14 protein-coding genes and 1 tRNA gene are annotated in these 14322 nt (G+C 70.2%); 7 read left to right on the plus strand and 8 right to left on the minus strand.

Annotated features, from left to right (window positions below):
* Positions 1-26: 26 nt before the first annotated feature.
* Together ACN20J_RS16440 and ACN20J_RS16445 are read right to left on the minus strand one after the other, a co-directional pair.
* The gene (locus ACN20J_RS16440) at positions 27-293 is read right to left on the minus strand and encodes a DUF2277 domain-containing protein (RefSeq protein WP_419666197.1); all 267 of its coding nucleotides are present in this window, start codon (positions 291-293) and stop codon (positions 27-29) included.
* Positions 294-401: 108 nt separating this feature from the next.
* Positions 402-914, minus strand: a complete 513-nt coding sequence (locus ACN20J_RS16445; protein WP_361895626.1) for a GNAT family N-acetyltransferase — start codon at positions 912-914, stop codon at positions 402-404.
* Between the two features lie 164 nt (positions 915-1078).
* Here ACN20J_RS16445 and ACN20J_RS16450 point away from each other — a divergent pair, with 164 nt between their 5' ends.
* Positions 1079-1450 carry a hypothetical protein gene (locus ACN20J_RS16450; RefSeq protein ID WP_189838095.1) on the plus strand — a complete coding sequence of 124 codons (372 nt, stop codon included), beginning with the start codon at positions 1079-1081 and terminating at the stop codon, positions 1448-1450.
* A gap of 22 nt (positions 1451-1472) precedes the next feature.
* Here ACN20J_RS16450 and ACN20J_RS16455 read toward each other — a convergent pair whose 3' ends face one another.
* Positions 1473-2855 (minus strand): Tat pathway signal sequence domain protein, encoded by a 1383-nt coding sequence (locus ACN20J_RS16455; RefSeq protein WP_419666198.1) that lies wholly within the window; start codon positions 2853-2855, stop codon positions 1473-1475.
* Between the two features lie 381 nt (positions 2856-3236).
* Here ACN20J_RS16455 and ACN20J_RS16460 point away from each other — a divergent pair, with 381 nt between their 5' ends.
* On the plus strand, positions 3237-3542 hold the full coding sequence (locus ACN20J_RS16460) for a hypothetical protein (protein WP_189838093.1): 306 nt from the start codon (positions 3237-3239) through the stop codon (positions 3540-3542).
* A gap of 141 nt (positions 3543-3683) precedes the next feature.
* Here the strand turns inward: ACN20J_RS16460 and ACN20J_RS16465 are convergent, their stop codons facing one another.
* Both ACN20J_RS16465 and ACN20J_RS16470 read right to left on the minus strand, forming a co-directional pair.
* On the minus strand, positions 3684-4580 hold the full coding sequence (locus tag ACN20J_RS16465) for an FkbM family methyltransferase (protein ID WP_214665945.1): 897 nt from the start codon (positions 4578-4580) through the stop codon (positions 3684-3686).
* A 190-nt stretch (positions 4581-4770) separates the two neighbouring features.
* Positions 4771-4845: transfer RNA gene (locus ACN20J_RS16470), tRNA-Val, on the minus strand.
* Between the two features lie 334 nt (positions 4846-5179).
* Here ACN20J_RS16470 and ACN20J_RS16475 point away from each other — a divergent pair.
* The 5 genes from ACN20J_RS16475 to ACN20J_RS16495 all read left to right on the plus strand — a co-directional run bounded on the left by ACN20J_RS16475 (position 5180) and on the right by ACN20J_RS16495 (position 9282).
* Positions 5180-5944: a DUF4097 family beta strand repeat-containing protein gene (locus ACN20J_RS16475; protein WP_419666199.1), complete on the plus strand. Its 765-nt coding sequence runs from the start codon at positions 5180-5182 to the stop codon at positions 5942-5944.
* Positions 5945-6019: 75 nt separating this feature from the next.
* Positions 6020-7444 (plus strand): hypothetical protein, encoded by a 1425-nt coding sequence (locus tag ACN20J_RS16480; RefSeq protein WP_361994353.1) that lies wholly within the window; start codon positions 6020-6022, stop codon positions 7442-7444.
* Positions 7445-7667: 223 nt separating this feature from the next.
* The gene (locus ACN20J_RS16485) at positions 7668-8291 is read left to right on the plus strand and encodes a DUF4383 domain-containing protein (protein ID WP_361994350.1); all 624 of its coding nucleotides are present in this window, start codon (positions 7668-7670) and stop codon (positions 8289-8291) included.
* A gap of 9 nt (positions 8292-8300) precedes the next feature.
* Positions 8301-8525 (plus strand): FmdB family zinc ribbon protein, encoded by a 225-nt coding sequence (locus ACN20J_RS16490; protein WP_189838075.1) that lies wholly within the window; start codon positions 8301-8303, stop codon positions 8523-8525.
* A gap of 70 nt (positions 8526-8595) precedes the next feature.
* Entirely contained in the window at positions 8596-9282 is a 687-nt protein-coding gene (locus ACN20J_RS16495; RefSeq protein WP_189838074.1) for a DedA family protein, read from the plus strand.
* 102 nt (positions 9283-9384) lie between these two features.
* On the opposite strand, the gene ACN20J_RS16500 is transcribed toward ACN20J_RS16495, so the two are convergent.
* The 3 genes from ACN20J_RS16500 to ACN20J_RS16510 form a co-directional block, all read right to left on the minus strand.
* Entirely contained in the window at positions 9385-10239 is an 855-nt protein-coding gene (locus tag ACN20J_RS16500; protein WP_190228059.1) for an HAD family hydrolase, read from the minus strand.
* Positions 10239-12896, minus strand: a complete 2658-nt coding sequence (locus ACN20J_RS16505) for a phosphoribosyltransferase (protein WP_419666200.1) — start codon at positions 12894-12896, stop codon at positions 10239-10241. Before ACN20J_RS16505 ends, ACN20J_RS16500 begins: the two co-directional genes overlap by 1 nt.
* A 66-nt stretch (positions 12897-12962) precedes the next feature.
* A complete protein-coding gene (locus tag ACN20J_RS16510; protein WP_419666201.1) occupies positions 12963-14129 on the minus strand; it encodes an HpcH/HpaI aldolase/citrate lyase family protein in 1167 nt (388 codons plus the stop codon).
* Positions 14130-14322: the final 193 nt, after the last annotated feature.

Consider the following 14322-nt stretch of genomic DNA (forward strand, 5'->3'; position numbering starts at 1 on the left):
TGGCCTGGGGCGTACGCGGGCGCCGGTCAGCCGGCCTGGCGGCTGCCGGCATGGGAACTGTCGGCATGGGGGCCGACGGCCGTCCGCCCTCGTATCTCCAGGCCGTCCAGCAGCTCGGCCGTCGCCTCGGCGATCGCGTCGACCGCGCGGTCGAAGACCTCGCGGTTGTGCGCGGCCGGGGCGCGGAAGCCGGAGACCTTGCGGACGTACTGGAGCGCGGCGGCGCGGATGTCCTCCTCCGTGGCCTCTTCGGGCAGGACGGGCGGTCGGAGAGTCTTGATGCTGCGGCACATACCTCCAGTCTCGCGCGCGGCACTGACATCGCGCCCAGGAACGCCGACGCCTCCACGGCTCACGGAGGAAACGGCCATGGTCATCGGCCCCCGGCTCCGAGCCCTCCGTCAGCCTTCGCCGAGGTCCACCCGCCAGTCGTTCGACGTGATCCAGTGACCCTTCGGGTACTCGAACTCGGCCGTACCGAGCAGTTCGAATCCGGCGCGGCGGCAGACCGCGTTCGAAGCGAGGTGATCCACGCTCGGAAACGCGTGAAGGTACTGGTGCTCTCCGGCCGCCCTCGCCTCCTCGACGACCGCGCGGGCAGCCGCCGCGGCGAACCCGTGCCCCTGGAACTCGGGCAGGACCCCCCACCCGGTCTCCCACACCTTCTCGCCCCGCCACTCCCGCTCCCAGAAGCCGATCGAGCCCACGGTGTCGCCGGTGTCGGCCGACGTGACCCGGTACATGCACCCGGGCCCCAGACCGACGTAACGCCGGTGCCGGTCGATGAGCTTCTCCTCGGTCTCCGGACCGCCCAAGTGCTCCGTCATCTCGGGGCTGTTGGCCCTCTGGAGAAGCCAGAAGTCGCCGTCCGCCCACGCGTGCAGTCTCACCTGCGATGTCTCTGCGCTGTCCATGCCGGCCACCCTAGGACGGGGGTCGGACAACGCCAGGGGTCCGACGGGGATACCGGGGCCCGACAGTGCGCCGCGGCCGTGGAGCGGGCCGCCGTCGCGACACATTCGTGTGAAGTCCCCCAAGGAACTCGCATCCCAAAATCGAACAGGCGTAGCATTGTCGCGTGGCTACGACCTACGACTTCCCGAGTGACCTCCTGGCCGGCCAGGAGGAGCTGCATCAGGTCCGGGCCGAGCTTCTGGCCCTCCTGAAGCGGCTCCCCTGGTCGGTCGAGCCCCTGGACGGCTTCAGCGACGACCACGGCTGGCGCAAGGTGGAGCGCCCCGCCTCCCCCGGCTGGACGGCCGACGAACAGGCTGAGGTGGAGAAACTCCGAGAGCGCGAACGTGAACTGACGGTCTTCGTGACATGCCACCGTTTCTGGGCGGAGGTAGCGGCGGCGGAGAAGGTGGACGCGCGGATGTCACTCAAGCACGTACGGGAGACGCAGACGCACGTACGTGAGGCGGAAGCAGAGGACCGCTCCACCCCCTAAGACACGCGCCCGCCCCTGCCGCTCAGGCCCGCAGGGGATTGGTGCGAGTGGCCGCCAGCAGGTACCACGCGGTGGCCCCCACATGCCGGTACGGGTAGTAGCCGAAGCCGAACCCGGTGTCGAGCGGGCTGCTGGCCGAGACGACACCGGAACGTTCGGGAAGCGCACGACCGCCCACGGTCTGCCCGGCCCCGAGCAGATCCTGGGCCCGCTCGATACTGGCGACCAGCCCACGGGCACGCGTCTCATCACCGGCCCTGCCCCGGTCCCGCAGAGCGAGCGCGAGATGAGCGGTCCCCTCGAACCACACCCCGTTGCGGTCGGGCTTGGGCTGGAACTCGGCGATCGGGGCGTCCTCGTTCGCCACCAGGCTGGCGGAGCTGAAGGTGACGCCTTCGTACGTCTGCCCGGTCGGCACCGTACTGTTCCGCCTCCCGGCGTGGTCGACCACGGCCAACTCGGCCGCCGCCCAGTCCAGCGACCGCGAGTATGTGTGAGACCGGAGAGCGAGATGGGTCCAGGTCTGGGTGTCCTCGGGGATCGGGGACTTGTTGACAGTCACCCCGTCATTGGTACCGGTGTAGAAGAAACCCCCGGCCGGCTCCCACATCTTCTTGACGAAGGCCTCGGCCCGCGCACGCCGCTCCCGCCAGACCCGGTCACCGGTGAGCAGGGCGAGCCGACCGAACAGACAGACCAGATCGGTGTTGTGCTCGGTGGAGGTGAAGGGCAACTTCTCGTCGGCCCCGTTGACCCCGAACTTGTAGCCCCCGAGGGGCTCGTCGGTACGCCCGACCCGCTCGATCCACGCACCGATCCGCACAGCACCCTCAAGAAAACGACGGGCCCCGGTCCGCCGAGCGAGGGCACTCAACGCGATCCCCGCCCAGGCCATGTCACCCACGGCCGTCCCCGTGAACCCGAACTGCGTACCCACGTTGGCAGTTCCGTCGGCCCGCACGAACCCGTCCGGCTGCAGCGACCCGTCGAAGAAGGTGTACGGCCCGACGTTGTAGGCCTGCCGCAACCTGCCGTCGTCGTACACCGGGTCATGCTCCTGGGCGTAGAGCAACGCGTCCCCGAGCACCACCGCTCTACCCAGCCCACCGGCGGTGCGCCCCGCCAACTGCGCCAGAACCGCCAAAGCGTTGTCATACGTGAACGCCGTACTGAAGAGCCCCGCCTGATCGCTGTAACTCTGCGCCAGCCGAACACTCCCATGCTCCGGATAGCCATCCATGGCAGCACCCAAAAACCCGAGCCCACGCCGCTGAGCGGACCCGCCACCACCCCCGGCGGCATACGCCACCCCGGCCCCACCCCCACCGAACACCACGGCCCCAACACCGAGCCCAACACCAATGACCGAACGCCGACCAACCACCGGACCTTGCCTGCCGACCATGACTCTCCCTGGGAACGTACGGACCGAATGCGCGGGCAGAACCACGGGCGAACGCACGGGGAGCACCCACTTTGAGAGCGCTCTCAAGAGCGCGCGCTCATTGTGCTGACACACGGGGCCAGGGTCAACGCCCGCGTCACACGAGCCTGTTGGGCTTCCTCAGACTCGACGGCACGACGCACCACTGCGTCGCCCACTGCTCCGCATCGCATCGCACTCCCACACCGGCACCACCCAGGTGGGCACATCACCCCGAGGCTTCCGCCTCATCCGTCCACCGCAGGGTTTCCGCATGCACCAGGAAGGGAGTAACCCTGGCCATTCCCACCTGAAAGCGGCGCATCCCGTGCCACCCTGGTCAACCACGCCAAGGGGGGCAATGTGTACCAACAGCATGTCCAGAAAGAGGGCGCGAACCACGTCCTACACGTCATCCTCTCGCTCTTAACCTGCGGACTCTGGGCGATCACGGGATGGCCCATCGCGGCCGCCATGGGCCGGAAGAAGGTCACCACGCTCTACGCACCGCCGCCGCTCCTTCCACAGCAGCAGTACGGCTACCCGCCCCAACAGCCGCCCTACCCGCCCCAGCAGCAGAGTCAGCAACCCCCGCAGTACGGGCCACCGCCAGGCTCGACGCCTCCGTACGGCACCCAGCCTCCGGGGCAATACCCGCCCCAGCAGTAGTCCGACGGCCGCGGCGGTGATCAGCACCTCGGCAACGGCCGTGGCCGAGAGGTCGCCGACAAAGATCAAGGCCCAGGCCCGGCTTCACACCGGTCGACCTGGGCCTCGTTCATGCCCTGGGACTGCTTCCTGGGCGCGTGGTCAGGGCCTGACCGCGAACACCATGCCGATGTCGCCGGCCCGCTGCACCGAGTTCTGCTCGGTGCTGACTTTGAAGCCGTGTGTGAGGAGGACCTCGCAGACTGTGTCGCGGTTCTGCTGCCAGCCCTCCACCTCGACGACGGCCTGGCGGACCAGCGGCCAATGCCGTTCCTCGATGCCTCTGAGTACCTCGAGTTCGGCGCCTTCCACATCGACCTTGAGCAGGTCGATGTGGTCGATGCCCTGCTCGTCGAGCACCGATGACAGGGGCCTGACCTTCACCCGGTGCGTCTCAAGGTGCCGCAGCACCCGCAGCTTGCGGCCGATGAGAGGAGTGAGGACGCGGGCGGGTACGCGGCGCAGGACCGGTCCCAGGCCGCCCTGGCGGATCCCTTCGACAACGCTGGCGGTGACCCGGCGCCGCTCATCCTCGATGTTCCCCTGATCCCGCGAGGAGGACGAGAAGATCGTGGCGGCCGGAATGTAGCTGAAATCGAGCTCGTCGTCATGGGACGCCAGGCCGTAAGGGAGCGCGGTCAGACGTCCGTTGAAGAACTCGCGAGCATTTCGTTCGAGTGTCGCGTGGAGTGGCGGCATCGGCTCGAAGGCGTAGATCCGCACGTCCCCGTCCAGCCGCTCATAGACGGCGGCCGAGAACACACCGATGTTGGCACCCACGTCGAGTACCGTCGCGCCCGGCCTGCACTCGATGCCGTGGGTGAAGTAGCCGCCCACCTCCTCGCGGAGGAAGGACGCCTCCCAACGATTTATGCTGTGCAGTTCAATCGCCCTCATGGCCATGACAAAAGGATGTACCAGGGTTGGAGCCAACAAACCAGCCCGCCCCCTTCGCTTCGGCCGCGCCCCAGATTCACAGGGTGTGACATCGGCACTCATCCTCATAACGGTGCGAATGTGCTGGTGAGCGAGGTCGCTGTCCAGTGACCATGGGGCGGAGCGCAGCCGGGACTTGATGAAGTAGGGAAGGCACGTAAGCGGCACGGCACCGAAAGACTGCCGAGAATGATCAAAGCCCAGGCATCCGGATTCACACCGGCTGACCTGGGCCTCGTTCATGTCCTGGGACTGGTGGGCGCGGACGGTTTCGAACCGCCGACATCCGCCTTGTAAGGGCGGCGCTCTACCACTGAGCTACGCGCCCGGGACGAGTCGACAGCCTACATTGCCCGGGGCGGTGCCCCGCAAACCCGTTACCGGGGCAGAAGCCGGTCCGTGCCGGGGCAGACTCCAGTCCCGGAGTCCCTGAGCCGGCACCCTTTCCCAGCCCCCATGCGGGGGTTTACCCCACCCCCAACCCGGGAGTGGCCCGGATCCCCCGGTGAGCCCCGGCTCCGTACGGTCGAAGTATGTCCGGGTCACATCGTGGGGCCGAGGGCATTCGAATCTGGGGGAGTCCCGTCATGAGTGGTTTTGAGCGTCCTTCGAGCAAGCCGTTTTCGAGCAGGGGTGTTGGGTCTGTGGGCGGCGGGCGGGGCGTGGGCCGTGGGCCGCGGCGGTCTCTGGTCGCCGTCGGTGTGGGGGCCGTGGTCGTCGGTGTGTTCGCCACCGGGTGTGGGGCCAGTGCCGGGGACGACAAGGACCCGGAGAAGCGGTCCTTCGCGTTCAGTGGGCGGACGCTGACCGTTGATTCCGATGACTCGGCGCTCGAGCTGGTCGCCGCGGATGTCGACAAGGTTCAGGTGACGCGCTGGTTCGAGGGGCGGGTCGCGATCGGTGGGGACCCCAAAGTGACCTGGGCGATGAAGGACGACACGCTCAAGCTCCGTATGCACTGCTCGGGTGTGGTCGCCGACTGCTCGGCGAAGCACCGCATCGAGGTGCCGCGTGACGTGGCGGTCGTCGTGAGGGGCGACGACGGCAGCGTGAAGGCCGACGGCTTCAAGGACTCGCTGAACATCCGCACGAAGGACGGTTCCGTACGGGTCGAGGACGTGGCCGGGGCGCTCACTCTGCGTACCGACGACGGCTCGGTCAGGGCGAGCGGCATCGACTCCAAGCACGTGGACGTGGACACCAAGGACGGGTCGGTTCAGCTCGACCTCACCGCCGTACCGGACGAGGTCTCGGGGCGCAGCGACGACGGTTCCGTCACCATCGCGCTGCCGGACGCCACGTACCGTGTCACCACCGGCACCGACGACGGCGGAGTGGATGTGTCGGTGCCCCGTGACGAGCGCAGCTCTCATGTGGTGTCCGCCCACACGAAGGACGGGAAAGTCACGGTCCGTACGGCGAACTAACCGGCCCGTGTGTTCGTCCCTACCTGGTGGGAGAATGACACCGGGCCAGGACGGATGACAGCACGGGAGAGGGAAGTGACGGCGACACCTTCGCAGCCGTACACACCGTTTGTGCCATGCGCACAGCAAGTTCCTCGCCCCCGTGCCGGGTTCGGGTCCACGGGGGCGCGCGGTGCTGGCCGCGACCTGCTGGCCCTGGTGCTTCTTCCGCTTCCGCTGCTCGCGGTCGCGCTCTCGCTGCCCGCCGCGTTCGCCGGCGGCGGCACCCGGCGTTGGTTCGGCGGGCGCTCGGAGAGCCAGCGGGCCGAGGCGCAGGCCGCGAAGGACGCCGCGGCGGCCGCGTTCTACGAGCTCGACACCGCGCAGCGCGATCTGCGGATCTCGATCGAGACGATCACGGCCGTCGACGACTCCCCCGCCGCCCGCCGCGCGGTCTCCGACTTCGACGCGCTGGGCCGCCGCATCGACGAGGCCAGTCGTACGTACATCGGTGCGGTCGACGCCCATGACCTCGACCGCGACGACCTCGAGGCCTCCGTCGCCGCCCACGCGCGCACCGAGCTGACCAAGGCCAAGGACGAGCTGGCCCGGGTCAAGCAGGAGCTGGACCGTTTCGAGCAGGGGCTCGGCCCGCTCCTCGGCAAGGCCGAGACGCAGCTGGCCCGCCTCGCCCCGGCCGTGGAGCGCGCCCGCCAGTCCCTGCTCGCCGCGTCGAACGCCCTCGACGCCGTACGGGGAACGGAGCTCAAGGCCGACGATCTCGCCGCCCGGCTGGCCGCCCTCGCCCCGGAGCTGACCAAGCTGAACCAGGGTGCGGGGCAGCACGGCGTGCCGGAGACGCTGGAGCGCGCCGACCGGGTCGCGCGGGACGCCGAGGCGGTGCGCGCGGAGGCCGAGCGGCTGCCGGAGCGGGCCGCCGAGATCGACCGCCGTCTCGTCTCGCTGCGGACCCGCGCGCAGGCGCTCACCACGCGGTCCGGGCAGGTGGAGCCCGTGCTGAGCGAGCTGCGGCGGCGGTTCTCGGCCTCCTGCTGGCAGGACCTGCAGCATGTGCCCGACCAGTCCGCGGAGACCGTCCGGCAGGCCGAGCGGAAGCTCGCGGAGGCGCGGACCGCGCGGGACGAGCAGCGGTGGGCGGACGCCACCTCGCTGCTGTCCACGGTCCGGGCGCTGCTGAACACGACCGACGAGGCCGTGTCCGCGGCCGGGGACCGGTTGCGGCGGCTGAACGAGGTGTCGAAGGACCCGCAGCGGGAGATCGACCGCACGCGGTTCGCGATCCGGGACGCTCAGCGGCTGGCCATGTCCGGGCGCAATACGCCCGACCCCCAGCACGCCCGGCCCCTCGACGACTCGGTGGCTCGGCTGGAGCGGGCGATCGGGACGTTGGAGGGGCGGCATCCGGACTACTGGCACTTCCTGACCGAGCTGGAGGGTGTGCGGGGGACCGTGGGCCGGGTGGTTTCGCAGATACGGGAGGAACGTGGGGGCGGAGCGTGAGCGCTCCGCTGGGGGCCTGGGGATTACGTGCGGGTCCGTGGGGCCGGTGAAACACGTGCGGGCTGCTGGGGGCCGGTGAATCACGTGCGGGTCCGTGGGGGCTGGGTGCGCGGTTCCCCGCGCCCCTGACGGTGAAGGTCGCTGCCCAAGTGTTTGCGGTCTGGCCGCCCCGGGCGGATGCTGAACGTACGTACGGCCTCCGCTCGCACCCGAGGAGGCGGATATGGCCACGCACGTGCTTCGTACGGCGCCGAGGCGGCGGATCAGGCTTGATGAGCATCTGCCGGTCGATCACCGGCTCAGCAAGTTCTACCGGGTCGGCGCGGGGCTCATGGGTCTTGTGCTTCTCGCCTTCGGCATCCTGGGGCTGATCGACAAGGTCGGCTTCTTCGACACCGGCGGGGACACGGTCGCGGGGCTGAACACCAACGGCGCGCTGAGCGTGCTGTCGATCTGCGTCGGGCTGCTGCTCTTCGTCGGCATGGTGATCGGCGGCAACGTCGCCTCGACGCTCAACATGATCCTCGGAGTCCTCTTCATCCTCAGCGGCTTCGTGAACCTCGCCCTCCTCGACACCGGCTTCAACTTCCTCGCCTTCCGTATCCAGAACGTGCTGTTCAGCTTTGTGGTCGGCGTGATGCTGATGTTCTTCGGCATGTACGGACGCGTCGGCTCGGCCCTGCCACACGACAACCCGTACTGGCGCTCCCGCCACCCCGAGCAGGCCGCCCGCGAGCAGCGACTGCGGGCGGGGGTCGGGGCCAGGGCCCTGCCCGGGGCCAAGAGCGACCCCGCTCTCCCGGGGGCCGGAGCCGGACCCGTGGGAGACGGGCCGAGCACCCGCTAACCTGTGCCCATGCCTCGCTACGAGTACCGCTGCCGGACCTGCGGAGACACCTTCGAGAAGAGCCGCCCGATGGCCGAGTCGTCCGCGCCCGCGGCCTGCCCGGCCGGCCACGACGACACGGTGAAGCTGCTGTCGACGGTCGCGGTCGGCGGCTCGGCCTCGGCGCCCGCGCCTGGCCCGAGCGCGGGTGGCGGGGGCGGCGGCGGTTGCTGCGGCGGGGGCTGCTGCGGCTGACCCGCCCGGAACCAGGTTCCCCGCGGTCGTCCTCAGGCTCTCTTCAGCTTCGGTTTTCTAGCGTGGGGGCATGACAGCCATCGCAGCCGCCGCGTCGGACAGCAGTGCCCCGCAGTGGGTCAACAGCCTCATGGACACGCTCGGGGCGCCAGGCGCGGGTATCGCCATCGCCCTGGAGAACCTCTTTCCGCCCCTGCCGAGCGAGGTCATCCTGCCGCTCGCGGGGTTCGCGGCGAGCACTGGGCAGATGAACCTGTTCGCGGCGCTGCTGTGGACGACGGCCGGCTCCGTCATAGGCGCGCTCGCGCTCTACGGCGTGGGGGCGCTGCTCGGCCGCGACCGTACGGTGGCGATCGCGGCCCGGCTGCCGCTGGTCAAGGTCTCGGACATCGAGAAGACCGAGGCGTGGTTCTCCCGCCACGGCACCAAGGCCGTGTTCTTCGGCCGGATGATCCCCATCTTCCGCAGCCTGATATCCGTGCCCGCGGGCGTCGAGCGCATGCGCCTGTCCGTCTTCCTCTGCCTGACCACGCTGGGCAGCGCGATCTGGAACACGATCTTCGTCCTCGCCGGCTATCTGCTCGGCGAGAACTGGTCGGAGGTCACCGGCTATGTGACGACGTACTCGAAGGTCGTGCTGGTAGGGGCGGTGCTCGCGGTGCTGCTCTTCGCGGGCCTACGGCTGTTCAGGCCGGGCCCGGGCGGGCGGCGCCGCGCGAAGGAGGAGACCGAAGAGCGGGAGAAGGCGGCCGCCTGAGCTCTCCAGCACGGCCCCCACTCAGGCCACCCTCAGGCGGCCCTGCCGAGCCCGCCGGCCCATCGGCCCCCACCCCGCCTGCCTCTCCCGGACCTACCAGCCCTACCGAGCCTCCCTCAGGAACTCCCGCAGGATCCGCTCCCCCGCGGCGACTCCCCGTTCCGGGAGGGCCGTGATCCCGGGGGCCGTCCACCCGGCGTCGGCCAGTTCGCCGTGGCCCGGGCGCCAGCCTCGGTCCGCGGCCAGGAGGAGGTCGGCGTCCAGGAGGGAGTCGCCGGCCGCGAGGGTGAGGGTCGCTCCCGTGCGGCGGGCGACCTCCCGCATGGCGGCGCTCTTGGTGAGCGGCTTCGGTACGGCGTAGATCTTGCGGCCCTGGAGGGAGACCGTCCAGCCGCGGTTCTCGGCCCAGACGGCCAGTTCCTTCACCCAGTCCTCGGGGAGCAGTTCACGCTCGACGACGAGGTAGACGAAGAGGTCCTCGGCGAGGCGGTGCTTGCGTACCCAGGCCGGGTCGGCGGTGGCCTCCATGTGCTCGCGCACCTCGTCGAGCGGGGCGCACTCGCGGGCGAGGCGTTCGGTCACCGAGGCGTGCCACTCGGGGTCCGTCACACCGTCCACGAGCAGGTGGCCGCCGTTGGCGCAGATCGCGTACTTCGGGGCGGGGCCGGGGAGTTGGATGCGCTGGTACTGCTTGCGGGTGCGGGTGGTGGTCGGTACGAAGTCGGCCACGTCGCCGAGTTCGGCGAGCAGGCCCGCCGCGGTCTCGGTCATGTAGGACAGCGGCTTGCTCTCGTGCACCTCGACGCTGAGCAGCCGGGGCGCCCGTGCGTCGGGCATGGTCAGGGCCAGTGCGGCCGAGGAGTAGATGAGCGTGCGGTCGAGATCGCTGGCTACCAGCACCTTCGGCGAAGTGGTGGGCAGCGAGCCGGAGTTCGTCAGCGGGGAGGCGTTCGTCATCAGACCGTCACCGCCTTGCCGTCGGCGCCGGTCGCTCCGCGGGTGTACTTGGGGTGGATCAACCCGACGCAGGTGTACGGGAGTTCGGCCACCTCCTCGACGGGTACGCCCCGCTGCTCGGCGAGCAGGCGTACGTGGTCGAGGTCGGCGCCCGCTCCGGCCCTGGCGAGGATCTTCCAGGGGACGCGGCGCAGCAGTACGCGGGTCGCCTCGCCGACACCGGGCTTGACGAGGTTGACGTCGTGGATGCCGTACTCCTCGCTGATCCGCTCGACTGCCGCCCAGCCCTCCCAAGTTGGGCTGCGGTCGGTGGAGAGAAGCTCCTTGACCTGGGCGTCGACCGCTTCGTCGACCGAGTCGAAGCGGTCGGAGACGGCGTCCAGGAAGGCGACGGAGACGTCCGCGGCGGCGAGCTCGCGGTAGAACTTCGCGCCGTGGTAGTCGTGCTCGCCGACCAGGTCGGCGCGGAGGACCGTACGCGAAATGAGGCCGGAGACCGTGGAGTTGAGGCAGGCGGAGGGGATGAGGAAGTCCTCGCGGGTGCCGTACGTGCGCACGCAGGAGCCGGGGTCGGCGAGGACCGCTATCTCCGGGTCGAAGCCGGTGATGCCGTCGGAGGCCTCGAACTCCTCGACGGCCTGGGCGAGTTCGCGGGTGATGGCGCCCTTGCCGGTCCAGCCGTCCACGAAGACGATGTCGGCCGGGTCGTGGTGGGCGGCCAGCCAGCGCAGCGCGTTGGCGTCGATGCCACGGCCACGCACGATGGAGACGGCGTAGTGCGAGAGGTCGACGCCGTGCCGGTGCTGGGCCCAGCGGCGCATCAGGACGCCGACCGGCGTGCCGGCGCGGGCCAGCGAGACGAGGACGGGGCGCGGGGACCGCTCCGCGAGCACGGTCTCCGTGACGACGCCGACGGCCTGGGCGATGCGCGTGGCCGAGACGGCGAGCGCGTTGTGGAACAGCTCCTGGTACGCGTCGCTCGGCTGGTACTCCACCGGGAGCGACTCCGCGTAGTGGGCGCCGCCGCTCTGGATGGCCTCCTCGCGCTCCTCGGTCGGTGCCTCCAGCTTCGTGTCCGAGAGATCCTGCAGCAGCCAGCCGACCTCGTCAGGTGCGTACGAGGAGAACTCGGGGCCACGGAGGGGCTCGGGCAGCATGAATGGCCTTTCAGTGGGCGACTGGGCGGGCGACACGGTGGACGGCCGTGCTGGTGCGTACGAGGGGACGACGGCGAGCAGCACGCTCGGCGTGTGCGCGGAGAGGCGTGCCAGCAGGCCGTCGGGAGCGTGCAGTTCGGGCGTGTCGGCGGTGGAGTCGACCACGGCGACGACGGCGTCGAAGCCGGCGCCCGCGACGTTGTAGGCGTAGCGCTCGCCGGGGCCGTCGGCGGGGTTGTCGTGGGCCGGGAAGACGAGCCGGGTGCGGATCGCGTAGCCGGGGTCGTCGACGGCGAGCACCGGGGAGCGGGTGGTCGTGGAGTAGCGGACCTCGGCTTCGGTCAGCTTCTCCAGGGCGACGCCGAGCCTCAGCGGCGCGTACATCAGTTCCTCGAAGCCGAGGACGAGGACGCGGCCGGCGCCGGACGGAAGCGCGTCGGCGATCCGGGCCGCCATGGCGGGCAGGGCGCCCTCCAGACGTACGCGGTGCTCGGGTGTGAAGCCGTGCCGCCCGCCGTCGGGTATCCCCGCGGGCCATCCCAGCTCGACACGGCGGGCGGGCGTGGCGGGCGCCCCCTGGGCCTCCGGGGCGGTCTGCCCGTCGGGGCCCGCGGAATCGGAGACACCGGAAGCGGAGCCGGTGGAGGCGGCGGACGCCTGCGCCTCGGATTCGTACCGCGCGACCAGCGCCTGCCCCTTCTCCAGGACCCCCTCGGGGAGCCGTACGGTGCCGGAGGCGGCCGTCACGAGGTCCACGCGGGCGCCGACCTCGCGGGCGAAGTCGTCCAGGCGTCCGAGGTCCGCGGCCGAGCGCATGTCGACCAGGGCGACTATGACGTACCGGTCGCGCGGATAGCGTTCGTGCAGGTCACGGATGGTGTTGAGGACCGTGTTGCCGGTGGAGAACTCGTCGTCGACGAGGACCAGCGGGCCGTCTCCGGCCAGCAGGCCGGGGTTCTCCGGGAGCAGCAGGTGCGAGGTGGCGTGCGAGTGGGACTCCTCGAAGCCGCCCGCCCGTGCGACGCCGTCGACCGGGCGCCGCGTCGAGTGCAGATAGGGCGCTAGGCCCACGCCGTCCGCGACGGAGTGTCCGAGCCCGGTGGCCGTCTCGGCGTACCCGAGGACGACGGCCCGGCGTGCCTCGTCCTCGCCGAGCAGGTCGCGCACGCGGAGCCCGAGCGCGAATCCGTACCCGTGCACGACGGCGGGCGACTGGGGTATGTGCTTGCCGAGCACGTGCGACACGAGCAGATGGGCCCGCTTGGGGTTGCGCCGCAGCGCGAGTCCGAGCAGCTCGCCGAGCCCCTCGTCGCCGACGAGTTCGACGCCGAGCCGCTCGGCGACCCAGCATCCGGACCAGATCTCACCGTCGGCTCCGCCCGGCGTACCGGACGGGCTCGCGGCGCCGGGGCCCGCGCCGGCCCCGGCCTTGGTCCCGGGGCGGAATCCGGTCGCCGACCAGACCCCTGCCCCGCCCCCGTCGTTCACAGCGTTCTTCATGGATTCCTTGGGTGTCGGCGGGTGTCGGTGAGCGTAAGCGGGTGTGATGAGGGCGTGATGGGTGTGTCAGCCGGGGATTCCCGCGGCGAGCAGTTCCACGAAGCCGATGTCCTCGTTCGCGACGCCGAAGACCTCGGCCCGCTGGAGGGTGCGCTCCGCCCAGGCGCGGTGCGGCTTCACTTCGTTCATCTTGTTCGTGTACGCGGACCGCAGCACGCCCCCGCCGCCCCGCTCGGGCCGCAGGATGTCCTGGGCGTCGCTGAACTCCTCGTGGCTGACGACGGACAGCGCGTGCACGGGCAGGACGTGCGAGGGGTGGATGCAGGTCTTGCCCTGCAGTCCGTTGGCCCGGTCGAGGGAGATCTCCCGCAGCAGACCGTCCATGTCGTGCTCGATCAGCAGGGCGCGCAAGTCCTCGGCCTCCGGGGTGAAGGGGCTGCGCCGCAGCTGCGGCTTGAACATGCGCTCCTGGACCCTGAAGTACTCCCACACGGGCCCGGTCACCGTGAATCCGGTGCCGTCGGCCCTGCCGAGCACGTTCACCACGTCCGCGATCACGGACGCGACGATCTGCACGTCGTACGCGGTCATGTCGGGCGCCCTGCGCAGTCCGTACGCGGAGCAGAAGTCGGTGACGCCGAGCCGCAGCGCGAGCACCCGGTCGCGGTACTTGTCGACGGCGCGGAAGATCCCGGCGAGGGTCTCCGCGCGCGACTCGCGGTACAGCAGATCGGGCGATTCCAGGACGGGCATCGCGAACAGCCGTCGCCCGCTCGCGGACTCGGCCGCGGTGAGCGCCTCCAGGAACGGGATCCCCCGCTCCTCGGTGAACTTCGGCAGTACGAATCCGGACAACAGGCGGACGGATTCGCCGAGCCGCCCGACCAGGTCGGGGATCTGCTCGGGCGCTCTGACCCGGACGAACAGCAGCGGAAGCTCGGTCTCCGGGCAACGTTCGGCCAGGTCGGCGAATTGCCGGACGAGGTTCGCCTCGGCTTCCGGAACCTCCGCGTCGTCGATCGAGTCCTCCAGGCACAGCACCATCGAGACGACACCGCGGCCGGTCTGCTTCACGATGTCGTCCGCCAGCTTCGGCCTGGTGGCAGGGCTGTAGAGGGTGGCTCCGAGAGCCACGGCCAGCACTCTGGCCGAGGAGTCCGCGGTGAAGACGCACGGCTCCTGGTGGAAGAGGCGTTCCCGCACCTCAGGGGCGATTTGCCCGAAATGACGCATGAGTCTCCCCCGGGGCGGCTAGGCGGCCTGACGATATGTGGCCGGTAATAGTACGTAGAGATCCATGTCAAGGGTTCCCACCGGGCATGAAATTCAGGTAACGCAGGCAAACACCATTGTGTCTCCCGTCCGCGGATCGGGCCGGTCGGGAAATCACCCCCGCGTTGTCGTGACCAGGACCGAGAAGGCAGGA

Source organism: Streptomyces sp. 2-1 (assembly GCF_048564895.1).
Classification (GTDB): Bacteria; Actinomycetota; Actinomycetes; order Streptomycetales; family Streptomycetaceae; genus Streptomyces; species Streptomyces phaeochromogenes.

Bases quoted from the DNA above. Each gene is read 5' to 3' on its own strand.
- ACN20J_RS16490 (WP_189838075.1), top strand. From the start codon at position 8,301: ATGCCTCGCTACGAGTACCGCTGCCGGACCTGCGGAGACACCTTCGAG.
- ACN20J_RS16495 (WP_189838074.1), top strand. From the start codon at position 8,596: ATGACAGCCATCGCAGCCGCCGCGTCGGACAGCAGTGCCCCGCAGTGG.
- ACN20J_RS16500 (WP_190228059.1), bottom strand. From the start codon at position 10,239: ATGACGAACGCCTCCCCGCTGACGAACTCCGGCTCGCTGCCCACCACT.
- ACN20J_RS16485 (WP_361994350.1), top strand. From the start codon at position 7,668: ATGGCCACGCACGTGCTTCGTACGGCGCCGAGGCGGCGGATCAGGCTT.
- ACN20J_RS16445 (WP_361895626.1), bottom strand. From the start codon at position 914: ATGGACAGCGCAGAGACATCGCAGGTGAGACTGCACGCGTGGGCGGAC.
- ACN20J_RS16440 (WP_419666197.1), bottom strand. From the start codon at position 293: ATGTGCCGCAGCATCAAGACTCTCCGACCGCCCGTCCTGCCCGAAGAG.
- ACN20J_RS16455 (WP_419666198.1), bottom strand. From the start codon at position 2,855: ATGGTCGGCAGGCAAGGTCCGGTGGTTGGTCGGCGTTCGGTCATTGGT.
- ACN20J_RS16505 (WP_419666200.1), bottom strand. From the start codon at position 12,896: ATGAAGAACGCTGTGAACGACGGGGGCGGGGCAGGGGTCTGGTCGGCG.
- ACN20J_RS16465 (WP_214665945.1), bottom strand. From the start codon at position 4,580: ATGAGTGCCGATGTCACACCCTGTGAATCTGGGGCGCGGCCGAAGCGA.
- ACN20J_RS16510 (WP_419666201.1), bottom strand. From the start codon at position 14,129: ATGCGTCATTTCGGGCAAATCGCCCCTGAGGTGCGGGAACGCCTCTTC.